Here is a 12,154-nt window from a genome sequence, read left to right as displayed (position 1 = left end):
AATGTTGCGAAGTAAACCGCCGGCTGGTCATCAACCTGGCAAGATTGGCGTCACGCTTTGGAAGAGGAGGCCGGCGGAGCTTGCAATATAGGATTTTAATACTACATATTATGGCTTTACGCTATGGACTTGTTCCAAATCATCTGACTGATGATCCAAACGACTGCATGGCAGTCACCACCGACAATGACACGATTACTGTTGAACAAATTGTTGAAACAATGATTGGCAAAGGCTCGACCGTTACCAAGGCCGAAGCACTATCGGTTATTGAAGAGTTTGAGTACGCTGTTGTTGATTCCATTCAAAAAGGAAACAATGTGAGTACCGAACTTTTTAAGATTGCCCCAAGCATTGTTGGCGTGTTTTCCAATAACCAGGATGCGTTTGATACCGCCAGGCATTCCGTTAAGATTAATTTAAATGCGGGGAGACGACTGGCCCAGGCTGCGGCAAACATTGAGCTTAAAAAGGTTAACATCACTGCCATTCAACCTGTTTTACAAAACTTTACCGACCAAATGAGTAAAGTGGTTAATGAGTCGTTTACCTCTGGCCATGTAGCCTCAATACGTGGTACAACGCTAAAGTTTAACCAGGATGACGAAACGCAAGGCATCTTTTTTATTGCTGGAGATGGCACCGAAACCCGCGTTGATAATATTATTAAGAACTTCCCTTCTGAATTAATGTTTATCGTGCCTGCCACATTAACAAGTGGCACATACGCCATTGAAGTAAGATGCATTTACCACAACTCCAAAACCTTACGCACTGGCCGCCTGCCATATGAACTGGTACCTGTTAGCTAAACAGCTATTTTGTTAGAAATTTTGATTGGGCAGTACGCCCAAGCCGCTTGGGCAATGCGCCCACGCTGTTTGGGTAAGCTGCCCAAGCTGTTTGGGCGCCTTGCCCAGGGTAATTGGGTAGCGTGCCCACGCTGCCTGAGAAATCAACCTCCTTTAACCCGACCACCCAATATCTAAGTCCATTGACTGGTACTCGTGGTAAATGATAATGGCTAATACAAATGGTAAGGCAACCAATACAGCCGTACGGGCATACTTAACATTTCTATTATACTCAAATTGCCTCACCTTAACGATGGCATCAAACGAGATTGCAACACTTAATGAGTCAGCTGCCGCATCCGCTAATGGCATATCGCAATACACCACATAATAATCCAACTGACGAGGCACCGTACTTATTTCTTCATCGGGAATAATGTAACCCAACAATGCACTATCCGAAGTAACGGCACCATATAGCTGGTGGTAATAGTTCCGGTAGTTTTGGTTGATAAAAACCGTATAGTCACCTTCTAATTCTACACTTTTATTGTAGCTGGTTACCCACCTATTGCCAGAGCAACCAACCAGATGGATAGCAATACACAAGAATGCAACGATGCGATGATATGGGCGCAGCTCAAAACACATCAGCCTGTTTTCCAGCAAAGTTATGAATTGTAATAGCCTGATGTCAATCCGCCTCACCTCCCACCCCCACTACTCACTACCAACTTTTCACTCTTCACTTTTCTCTTCACTCTTCTCTATTCTCTTCTGCCCCAAAAAACACCCAAAACCAGCAACCAGCAACCAGTAACCCAAAACCAGCAACTCTACCTTCTACCCAACTACTGACCACTAACCACTGACCACTCATCAACTCCACCCCATCTTTTATCAACATAAGTATGTGCATCTCAAAATAAATTCTAATTTAGCAGGCACTAATCGGAAAAACTGCCCCCCTGACCGGGGATAATGTGAGCGTAATAAGGGGCAGGAAAGCATAAAAGACTAATAAATTATTGGGCACTTGAGTGCCGGTAGAAATGGCTATATGCCTTAGTGGGTGATAGTGGTAATATATCGGGTATGAGGGTGCGGGTATAAATGAGTTATGTGTTATAGAGAGAGACGTTCCTACAATAAACAATCATAAAATATGAATGAGAACAATAGTGAAACTAAGCAATTATTAATAAAATTTGAAGAGTTGATTTCTCTTTCAAAGGATGAATTAACCAAAAGTATTCTTGAAATAGAGACAAATGTTGAAAGTAGATCTAATTACGATGCTTTAAGGCGAATTCACAAAAGTGTTGGTCAGTATATTGAAAAGAAAAGAGAGCTTGTTTACATTGGATTTATGGGACATTTTTCTTCAGGAAAATCAAGTACAATTAATTCTTTACTCAATTTGTCAGGAAAAAATGCAAGGGAAGTTGATTTACATCCAAGTGATAAAGCGATTTCATTAATTACTCATCCAAGCAATGAACCTTCATTTATCAAATTAGTTAGCTATGGGAATATACCAGTCAAACCTGTTTATGTTGAACACGATTTTCTGAAAAACATTGTTTTTATTGATACTCCAGGAGCAGGCGATACTGATCCGTTAATTATAAGTGAATTAATGCAAGACTATTTACCTATATGTGATTTGCTATTGTATTTCTTTTCTTCAACAAATCCATTAGATGAAAATGACCTTCCATTATTGAAAGCAAAAGAGGAGAACTTATCATTAATACCAACAAAATTTATTGTAACGAGAGCTGATGAATTTAGAAAGGATTTTGATAGCGGTATTTCAGTTGATAATTTCGATGAATCAGAATCAAACAGGTTTATTGCTAAAGCTATTGCTAGAATTAAAGACACAATCGATTTAGTTAAAATATCAGATAAAGATTTTCATATTATTGATAATAAAAAAGGCTTTGGTATTCCTGATTTAGTTGATTATGTTTCAGAATATTCTTCATTAGATGATGTTGAGAATAAAATTCGAATGCATGAATATAAAGTCAGTTTATTTAGAAATAATGGTTTAAAAATTAGATCCCGTTTTTTAGAAAATACAACTAGTAAATTAAAAACCTTAAATAAATATGTGGACGATGCCAGAAATAATATTGCAAGATATGAGGACAAAGTCAGAATCACTAACAATCGACTAACAGAAACTTGGCGAAACTATCAGAGTGAAATTGAAAGAATTAAAAATAGAAATATAAAAGACCTTGAAGAACCATCTTTAAAAAATGTATGTACAACTATATGGGGAGATACATTGATTGTAGAATTATTCAATAAAATATCGAGTAATTTTAGTTCATTTAAATCAACACCTGTTAATGAATTTTATGATGAATTTATTTCTAAGACACAAGATGAAATAAGACCATATCTCTCAAGTGTAAGAACTGAAATAGAAAATGTCGATTTAAATAGATTCCAAAACTTAAAGTATAAGATTGAAGATTTTAAAGTCACTGAATTGCCTCAAATTAACGTTACATTCTCAACTTTTGTAGAGAGTGAAATGAATAAAATAGAAACAACTCTTCTTTCAGCAGTTAAAGAATTATTATATTTTCTTAAATCAAATAATAATTCTCTTAGCCATAGATTATTAAATTTTCAACCTATTTCTCTACTTTCAGACATAATTAGAAAAGCACAAGAAGGATTAAATAAAGATATTGATGTTCATTTTGACCATGTATATTTATATAGGGCAGGTGTATTCTCAGAGCACGTAAAAGAATATATATCTAAGCTTGGGATTGGTCATAAATTAAATCAATTAGAAAGCGAATTTAAGGAGCAATTTAAGGAACAAATAAAACAAAAAGCTGCTGACATCATATTTTCAAACTACAATGAGAATACTAAAACATTTCAAGATAGTCTATCTAAACTAAAATATGACTTTGAGGAAAATCAAATAACTCTAAATTCAGTCGATTTAAGTGTTGTTGAATTTGATAAAATAGAAACCAAAAGTACCATAGCAGAAAGTTCATCTAACTTGTGCAATATTCTGATAGATAATGTTAATCATAGACTAAGAAATAAAATTAAATCTACATTCCATGAAATAGAACAGAATATACGTGAATATCAAACAAAATTTAGAACAAAGACCAAAACGTTAAAAAGAAATCGCTGGACAAGGTTCTTCCTTTTTACTGTCATTGCAGCTTCAATAGTTTTACCGTTTACAATTTTCAATTATTTAAAACTGAATGATGATACTGCAAATAACTTTATTATAAGTATTGTTGCAAACCTAGTTTTACCTGTAATATCTTTTGCAATAGCAAAGTTAACTGATACGATTTCTGATAAAATTAGGGATTCTAAGCAAGAAATTAAAAATGAAATGATTACTTCATCAAATAAGATATTAGATAATAGTTTAAAGGAGTTTAAAGATAATCAAGATGAAAAAACATTAATAGATAAACATTTTAGAGAAAGTTTAGAAAAACAACTTGCAGATATACGTAATCAGTCTTATTCCAAAAAACTTAGTGGGATATATTTAGAATTAATTGAGTGTCATAAGAAAGATAAAGAAATAAGAAGTGTTTATATTGAAGAGATTAAAAATATAACTAGATTATTAAGTGCCTACTTCAATTATGATGATGCAAAATTAGAGGTAATCTCGCATGATATTAAACAAGAAGCTATTGAGCCTTCATTCGACTTTCTTGCAGATTTAAAAACTCAGATTTCAGATGTCAATAATAAGATTCAAGAAATTAATTTAGTATAACTACAACACATAACAATGAAAATAGATAAAGCTTCATTTGAAAAAGTATTTGAATCTAAATTTTGGAAGAAATTGAAGGAGAGTATTGTTCCTTTTGAGAGTAGTCCTGATAAGAATAAATTTCTAAATGAACTTTACGATGAGATAAGTGAGTTTACATATAGTCCCAAAAACCCTAGAGATTACATTGTTGTAAATAAGCACAATGGAATTTCACGGTACGTACCAACTTTTACAAGGAAGGACTATTGCGTTTTCTTTTTGTGCATAAAGTTACTTGAAAATGAAATTGCAGTAAATAGAGTTGAAGGTACATATGGTGGTTGGACTTTGGGTAATCCAATAAGACTAAAAGAGGAACAAGAAATAATAGAATTAGATTATGTTCCTTATAATACTATTAACGAACTGTCTTGGGTTCAGGAATGGCAATCATTTCAGAATATTGCAAAATCTCACAGAGACACTGATGATTGGAAATGTTTTATTAATCTTGATATTGCTAATTTCTATGATTGCATAAACCTAACGATACTTGAAAGAAAAATTAGACATGTAATCCCAAAATCAAAGCAAGATGCTGTAACTTTACTATTCCACTTTCTACAAAACTGGAACAAGAAATTAGAAGGATATAACCCAAAGACTGTTGGAATACCGCAGGATGAAATTGGTGATTGTTCAAGAATCTTAGCAAACTTTTATTTACAGGACTATGATTTAGCAATGAATGAAATTGCTAATCGTTATGGAGCAAAATATATACGTTTTGCTGACGACCAGATAATTTATGCAAAGGATTTATCTACAGCTAAATCTATTCTATTTGAAGCCTCAAGAGAACTTTTAAAAATAAACTTGAATTTTAATAGTAGCAAAGTCAAAGAGTTTAAGTCTAAGAATGAATTTAATACTTATTGGTGCTTTGGCTTGTTTGAGTTATTACGAGATAAAGAGAACAAAAATTCAATAAATGCCGGTGTGGGTATGTATTTCGAATTTTTGGAAAAGAATATTAGGTTTAGAGATAACTCAGTGTTAAAACGAATATTAACTATTGACAGTAGCTTAATAGAGGCTAAATATAAAAAACGTTTGATATCAAAATTTCTTGACCCAGATTTTCTCGCTCAATTAGGCATTTGGCACTTTAAAAGAATAAAGTCATTTATTAATAATGATGCAGAGTTTTATACAGCCCTAGATGAGTTAATTAACAATGTTCCATATAATTCATATCATTATAACTTAAGAGCATTTTATAAAAAGGAACGTAAAGAATTTGACTTGAAAATAATTGATACAAAAATAGACCAAGTAAGGTTAAATTAAAGCCTACACACAACACGCGGTAAATAATGCATAGCTTGCCGCAGGCGCAACACAAACTACGCATCACACGGCAGGCCGGTGTGCATTAAAAGAAGTGACTATGAGAAAATTAATAGCCTTAGTTTCAATACTTCTAGTTATTAGCTGTCAAAATCAAGCACAAAATGATATTGAAGGGTTTAATAAGCTTCTAGGAAACGAAAAAGCAAAAGTCTTCAATAACACTGTAGAATCATTTCGTGATTTTCTTGTATTGAATTATCCTGACTATGAAGATGAAAATCAAAGGATTTATCAATTTTTGAAAACTTTGACAGATACCAAAGACTATAACTACAACTTTATAATTGATAAAGAAAAGAGCACTAAAATCGTCGCGGAATGGGAAAAAAGCGGATTAAGAAAAGAAGTGTGGTTGTTTGGTAATGAAGAATACACTTCCTCACTTTGGGACCCAACAGAAGAACAAGCTGAAGAAGAAATCATGCCAATAACAAGAAACAAAGGAATTGAAGTTGATGTTGATTTGAGCAAATATTTTGACTCAAATACAGGTGGACTTTATCTATATGGACTCGATAACTACGCTCCAAATGACACAATTATACAAAGCTATGTTGAAGGAAAATCAGCTCTTGGAAATATTAGTTATTTAAGAGTTGCAGAAGGATTTAAGAAGCTAAAGATTAACTACCATGAACCATTTTTTATAAGAATCCTCGTTGTTGAATTTTACTATAATCTAATAAAGAGAGAATTAGAAACCGAAGAATAATAACGCCCGCCAACAATGGCTAATTATTCCGTCACACGAAGCCACCCGACGTACAGGGCTTTAAACAATAAATGCTTGCCTATCGGCAAGCATTTATCTATTTACTGCTATCTAATTTGTAATGACTATTGGGCCTTGGCATTTGCGCCTCCACCTGCTGATACCACAGGAATAGCTCATCTTTTAAGGCATTCACCTTATCGCTGTGCTGCTCTGCCACATTTACTGATTCTGAGATATCCTCTTTGAGGTTGTATAGCTCGTAGTGCTCATCTTCAAAAAAACGAATCAACTTCCAATCGCCCTTGCGTATGGCGCTGTAGGGCGTGGCCCCAAGCGTATGGTAATGCGGATAATGCCAGAACAAGGCCGAGCGCTTCAGCGGCTTGTCCACCTCAATGACGCCATCCAGGCTCAGTCCATCAAAGCCTGCGCTTACCTTGTCCGGTAGTTGCAGATTGGCCATGGCTGCCAGCGTTGGAAAAATATCATTGGAGATAACCGGCTGATGACTTACGTTCACCTGCTGCTCAAGCTGCGGGTTATAAATAAGCATGGGCACACGCACGCCTCCCTCATACACATGCCCCTTGCCTTCGCGCAGGGGGTAGTTGCTGGTCACCATCGTTTTTCGCTGCTGCGCATGCCCGCCATTATCGGAGGTAAACACAACAATGGTATTCTCGCTCAGGCCATTTACTTTCAGACTGTTTAGTATGGCGCCAACGGCATCGTCCATGTGCTCTACCATGGCTGCATAGGTGGGGTTCAGGTGGTGCTGTGTTGAGTCCACCAGGGCCTTGTACTTCTCAACCTTATAGGCTTTAGCCTGTAAGGGCAAATGCACGTTATACAGCCAAAAGTTTAAGAAGAAAGGCTGCCCTGTTTTATCGGGATGATGCGTTTCGATGAAATGGCAGGCCTCCTGCGACAAGCGCTCGGTCAGGTACTCCCCGCTTTCTTTATCTGCCAGGCGCGGATTGCCATAGGGGGCAAAATACCCGCCAAAGCCCTGCTTCTTTCTCAGTTGTGGCGAACCCTTGGCCCAGCCGCCAATATTACTATCGAAACCCTGAGATACGGGCCAGTAGATGGCTGATTCGCCCAAATGCCATTTACCAATGTGGGCTGTCACATAGCCATTATGCTTAAATGCTTCAGCCAGGTTATACTCAGCGGTATCCAGATACATGGTCCAGTCCGGCACCGCCAGCTTTGCATGGGGGCGTTTATGCCCCTCTATCCAGTCGGTACAGTTCAGGGTGGCCGGGTATTTACCGGTCATAATACTGGCACGCGTTGGCGAGCAAACCGTGCAAGCCGCATAGGCATTGGTAAACACAGTGCTCTTCTCGGCCAAGCGGTCCACATGGGGCGTTTGATACAAGGTGCTTCCCATCAGGCCTAAATCGGTCCAGCCCAGGTCGTCCACCAGAATTAACACCACATTAGGCTGCTCCTGCTTTTGAGCACACCCGATTAATACAAACGCTATTGCTAACAGCGGTAAGAGGCGTAGTAATGACTTTCTCATAACGATAGATTTATCTTATCAACGGCTTCCTAAAGCAGGTTGCCACGCTGTTCAAATTTATTGATTCTGGCTTGATTTCCACATTTTTAGTTGCTCAGGATTCTTCACCTGTGGCTCACGATTATGGAAATAATCTTCATGAATCATCCAGGTAACGGTATCCCAAACGGCCCCTTCGGTCCATAGCGGCGCCATTAGCGTTCCCTCCCAGGCTTCAAGCTCACCATTCAGCTGGGTTGCTTGCCAGGCTTCTGTTTCGGATAAATCGTTTGTCTCGCCTAAATCAGTATCCAGGTTATACAATCGCTGCCCCAGCCTTTCAACACGGATGAGCTTATGGTCGCCAGCGCGCATGGCCGCCATGGGGTCCTTTCGCCAGAAGAGTTTTTCATGCGGCTCACCTTTATCGGCATCATCCAGGTAAGGCAGCAAACTAACGCCATCGATGTCTTTGTTGTGGGGTAAGCCTGCCACATCAATGCTGGTGGCAAACATATCCAAAGAAGAGGTCAAGCCATTATAAATCCTGCCTTGTGAATATCTGGCCGGCCAGTGCATCAGGAAAGGCACCCGGTGTCCACCTTCGTATTTATTTCCTTTAAAACCTTTCAGGGGCAGATTGGACGACTGGTTGTTGTGCGCCCCACCGTTATCACTCAGGAAGAAAATCAAGGTGTTTTCATATATATTCGCTTCTTTCAGCTTGTTGACAATGGTCCCTACGGCCCTGTCCAGTGCCCAGGTCATGGCGGCCAGTGTTTGTCTCGGATGCCCTTCAAACAATGCCAAATCAGCTTCTGCCGCTTCCATGGGCGTATGCACCGCATTGGGTGCCCAGTAAATAAAAAATGGCTGCTCCTTGTGGTCCTCGATAAACTGCGCCGCTTTTTCACCCAAACGGTCTGTCAGGTAACCATCAAAGGTCGTGAACTGATCGTTTTCACGAATCGAATGCGAAGTACCCTCTCTATCCTGCTTATCATTGGGAAAGTAACTTCTTCCGCCTGCCAGGAAACCCCAGAAATAGTCGAAGCCACGCTGGTTGGGGCGATACGCAGGTCCTTCACCCAAGTGCCATTTACCAAAGGCGGCCGTTGTATAACCGGCCTGCTTCATGGCATCGGCAATGGTTTGCTCATTCAAGTCAATGCCTGTGTATTCCTCCGAGGGATTACATTCAAACCCAAAGCGCTGCTGGTATTTACCAACCATGATACCGGCCCGGCTTGGTCCACAAACAGAAGCGGTTACATGCGCATCGGTAAAACGTATACCCGTATTGGCCAGTTGGTCGATATGGGGTGTTTTTAAGTCTGGCGACCCGGCAAAACCAAAATCGGCATAGCCGGCATCATCAATGAGCATGATAATGACGTTCGGCTGTTTCGTTGCCTCCTTTACCGGTCCATTGCAGCTCATCAGGGAACTTAACAGCCCAATGCCAACAATATATAAGATTGATTTAATCATAAGAAACTCCTTTTAATCTATTGATTCACTTTTACAATTTATTGCCCAATATGACATTTAGAGGGTAATACTATTATCATCACACTGGGGTTTTCAACCCCAAACCCCGACTTCCTTTTTTCCATGATGAAAAATGGAAGCAAAAAAATCTTTGGCTATGCCTGCTTGCGCTCCTAATCCATATTGAACCCATTTTATCAGGCTATTGCCCAAGCTGCATTACTTTTTCACTTGATACACCCGCACATAATCCACTTCGTAGTTGCGCGGGAAGGTGGTTGCTGAGGGGTCGCCTCCATTGGCACCAATGGCCAGGTTCAACAGAATGTATTGTGGCTGATGAAATGGATTTGTACCATCGGCATTGATGGTCTTTGACAAATCAATAGTATTCAGCAATTCATCATCCAGGTACAAGCGGATATAGTCTTCGGTCCACTCCATTTTCCAGGTATGAAACCTATCTGCCCAATCCGGTTGATTAGCCAGGAAGCTTTTAAATGGCACCTTGGCCGAATCCCACACCGGTTGCATCTTATCGTTGGCCCAGGCTGCATTGGCCAAAAGCTTGGCTTCCCCCTCATGGCGGTAATACTCCAACTGGTCCACTTCGCCATTGGATGGCCATTGACCTTCCACGCCAAGGGTCCAGATGGCCGGCCACATGCCCAGGCTGGTATCGATGCGGGCACGCACCTCCATAATGCCATACTTAAATGAAAACTTATCTTTCGTCTTGATGCAAGCAGAAGTATATGCAGCTGTTTTACGATGCTTGCGCCAATCCGCACTCTTGCGTTTGTAATTGGTATTCTTCACCTGCTCACGGCGTCCCTCAATACATAAAACGCCATCCTTAAGCGATGCATTATCGGCCTGGTACCATTGCAGTTCTTCATTACGCACAAAACCGGTTTCATAGGACCAGAAAGCATCGTTGGGCTTACCTTCAGTATTAAATTCATCGGCCCAAACAAGCTCATAACCATTGGGTATGTGTGCCGGCAATGTATCCGGACGATAAGGATTCACCAGTTGATAACGTTCGGGATGAGCATTGGTATACAGCTTATTCTGCATCAGCCCCAGGAAAATGGGGTCTTTCAACTGGTTCTCCCATTCTGAGTATGACGCCTTCAGACTATCATAGTGATTATCCTCAGATAATTCCAAACTACTACTTTCACCTATGTCATCCTGCAGATTATAGACCTCATCCACTTCACTTTTATACTTCACCAGCTTCATATCTCCACTTCTGATTGCGTAGGCCTTCTGGTCGTATTTGCGCCAATAAAGCGCCTGATGCGGCACTCCACTCATATCCCCATTCAAGAAGGGCACAAGGTTGACACCGTCAATTGGATTAGCCGGGCTTGCACTAGCATAAGTGACTGCCGTAGCAAACATATCAAGTGAGATAACCGGTTGGTGGTAAACCATCCCTGACGGCACTGTTCCCGGCCATTGCATGGCAAACGGCACATGAATGCCGCCTTCGTACAAACTCCCTTTGCCATCGCGCAGCGGTCCGTTATCAGAAGCATTATGTTGCTCGGGACCGCCATTATCCGACAAGAAAAATACAATGGTGTTTTCTGCTATGCCTAAGTCCTCCAGTTTATCAAGCACCAGGCCAACCCCATCATCCACGGCGCTCACCATGGCCGCATAGGTTCTTCTTTTTTTATCCTTGATATGCGTAAAGCGACTCAGGTATTTCTCGGTGGCCTGCAGCGGCGCATGTGGCGCATTGTAAGCCAGGTAAATGAAAAATGGATTATCAGCCTCTCGCTCGATAAACGAAACGGCTTCACGCGATAACGCATCTGTCAGGTACTCGTTTTCTTCTACCCTGCCATTATTGCGCATCAGTTTGGTTCTGTAGCCATCGAACTGCGCCTTGATTTCAGATACATCATTCAAGGTCCACTCTTCAGGAAAATACTGATGACCTCCACTTAAAAAGCCAAAGAACTCATCGAAACCACGATTGAGTGGATACTGAGTTTTGTGGGCTCCCAAATGCCACTTGCCCAATGCCATACTCGTATAACCTGAGCGTTCCAACACCGTAGCCAATGTTTCTTCGGTAGAAGGTAATCCCTGCAACGTATCGTTTGGAGCCAGTAAAGGATTACGGCCAAAGCCAAAGCGGTCCTGGTAGCGCCCCGTCATGATGCCGGCACGGCTGGGGCCACACACGGCATAGGTCACATAGGCATTGGTGAACTTAACACCATTATCCGCAATCCGGTCGATGTTTGGCGTGGGTATATCTTTACAGCCGTTAAAACCCACATCGCCATAGCCCTGATCATCGGTCAGGATAATGATGACATTGGGTGAAACAGCCTGATCGCTTTGCGCTTTTACAGGCACCAGTGCGCACATGGCAATGACCAATAGCGCAAGGGTTCTTATTGAGAATCGATTTTTCATAAATTAAGTAACAT

At 40.3% G+C, this 12,154-nt stretch carries 9 protein-coding genes; 4 read left to right on the top strand and 5 right to left on the bottom strand.

Annotated elements, in window-relative coordinates; all coding sequences use genetic code 11:
* Positions 1 to 812 (top strand): DNA-binding domain-containing protein (locus KEM09_RS21215; protein WP_212231836.1); only part of this gene is annotated, 812 nt, incomplete at its 5' end.
* A gap of 153 nt (positions 813 to 965) precedes the next feature.
* Here KEM09_RS21215 and KEM09_RS21210 read toward each other — a convergent pair.
* Together KEM09_RS21210 and KEM09_RS21205 are read right to left on the bottom strand one after the other, a co-directional pair.
* The gene (locus KEM09_RS21210) at positions 966 to 1,463 is read right to left on the bottom strand and encodes a hypothetical protein (RefSeq protein WP_212231829.1); all 498 of its coding nucleotides are present in this window, start codon (positions 1,461 to 1,463) and stop codon (positions 966 to 968) included.
* 88 nt (positions 1,464 to 1,551) lie between these two features.
* A complete protein-coding gene (locus tag KEM09_RS21205; RefSeq protein ID WP_212231827.1) occupies positions 1,552 to 1,701 on the bottom strand; it encodes a hypothetical protein in 150 nt (49 codons plus the stop codon).
* Between the two features lie 258 nt (positions 1,702 to 1,959).
* Here KEM09_RS21205 and KEM09_RS21200 point away from each other — a divergent pair, with 258 nt between their 5' ends.
* The 3 genes from KEM09_RS21200 (at position 1,960) to KEM09_RS21190 (ending at position 6,694) form a co-directional block, all read left to right on the top strand.
* Positions 1,960 to 4,587 carry a P-loop NTPase family protein gene (locus KEM09_RS21200; protein ID WP_212231825.1) on the top strand — a complete coding sequence of 876 codons (2,628 nt, stop codon included), beginning with the start codon at positions 1,960 to 1,962 and terminating at the stop codon, positions 4,585 to 4,587.
* Positions 4,588 to 4,602: 15 nt separating this feature from the next.
* Positions 4,603 to 5,919: an RNA-directed DNA polymerase gene (locus KEM09_RS21195; RefSeq protein ID WP_212231817.1), complete on the top strand. Its 1,317-nt coding sequence runs from the start codon at positions 4,603 to 4,605 to the stop codon at positions 5,917 to 5,919.
* Between the two features lie 100 nt (positions 5,920 to 6,019).
* The gene (locus KEM09_RS21190) at positions 6,020 to 6,694 is read left to right on the top strand and encodes a hypothetical protein (protein ID WP_212231815.1); all 675 of its coding nucleotides are present in this window, start codon (positions 6,020 to 6,022) and stop codon (positions 6,692 to 6,694) included.
* Positions 6,695 to 6,791: 97 nt separating this feature from the next.
* On the opposite strand, the gene KEM09_RS21185 is transcribed toward KEM09_RS21190, so the two are convergent.
* From KEM09_RS21185 to KEM09_RS21175, 3 genes are all read right to left on the bottom strand, one after another.
* Entirely contained in the window at positions 6,792 to 8,228 is a 1,437-nt protein-coding gene (locus KEM09_RS21185; protein ID WP_212231813.1) for a sulfatase, read from the bottom strand.
* A 57-nt stretch (positions 8,229 to 8,285) separates the two neighbouring features.
* Complete coding sequence (locus KEM09_RS21180; protein WP_212231811.1) at positions 8,286 to 9,698, bottom strand: sulfatase-like hydrolase/transferase; 1,413 nt, start codon at positions 9,696 to 9,698, stop codon at positions 8,286 to 8,288.
* A gap of 219 nt (positions 9,699 to 9,917) precedes the next feature.
* The gene (locus KEM09_RS21175; RefSeq protein ID WP_212231809.1) at positions 9,918 to 12,140 is read right to left on the bottom strand and encodes a sulfatase-like hydrolase/transferase; all 2,223 of its coding nucleotides are present in this window, start codon (positions 12,138 to 12,140) and stop codon (positions 9,918 to 9,920) included.
* Positions 12,141 to 12,154 lie beyond the last annotated feature (14 nt).

This window comes from Carboxylicivirga mesophila, assembly GCF_018271975.1.
GTDB classification, from domain to species: domain Bacteria; phylum Bacteroidota; class Bacteroidia; order Bacteroidales; family Marinilabiliaceae; genus Carboxylicivirga; species Carboxylicivirga mesophila.
Note: the sequence above shows the minus strand (reverse complement) of the source record. Positions and strands in the feature narration are given on the sequence as shown.

What these genes read in the sequence shown, in the direction of transcription:
- KEM09_RS21205 (WP_212231827.1), bottom strand. Translation starts at nt 1,701, where the DNA reads ATGTTGATAAAAGATGGGGTGGAGTTGATGAGTGGTCAGTGGTTAGTG.
- KEM09_RS21185 (WP_212231813.1), bottom strand. Translation starts at nt 8,228, where the DNA reads ATGAGAAAGTCATTACTACGCCTCTTACCGCTGTTAGCAATAGCGTTT.
- KEM09_RS21180 (WP_212231811.1), bottom strand. Translation starts at nt 9,698, where the DNA reads ATGATTAAATCAATCTTATATATTGTTGGCATTGGGCTGTTAAGTTCC.
- KEM09_RS21190 (WP_212231815.1), top strand. Translation starts at nt 6,020, where the DNA reads ATGAGAAAATTAATAGCCTTAGTTTCAATACTTCTAGTTATTAGCTGT.
- KEM09_RS21200 (WP_212231825.1), top strand. Translation starts at nt 1,960, where the DNA reads ATGAATGAGAACAATAGTGAAACTAAGCAATTATTAATAAAATTTGAA.
- KEM09_RS21175 (WP_212231809.1), bottom strand. Translation starts at nt 12,140, where the DNA reads ATGAAAAATCGATTCTCAATAAGAACCCTTGCGCTATTGGTCATTGCC.
- KEM09_RS21195 (WP_212231817.1), top strand. Translation starts at nt 4,603, where the DNA reads ATGAAAATAGATAAAGCTTCATTTGAAAAAGTATTTGAATCTAAATTT.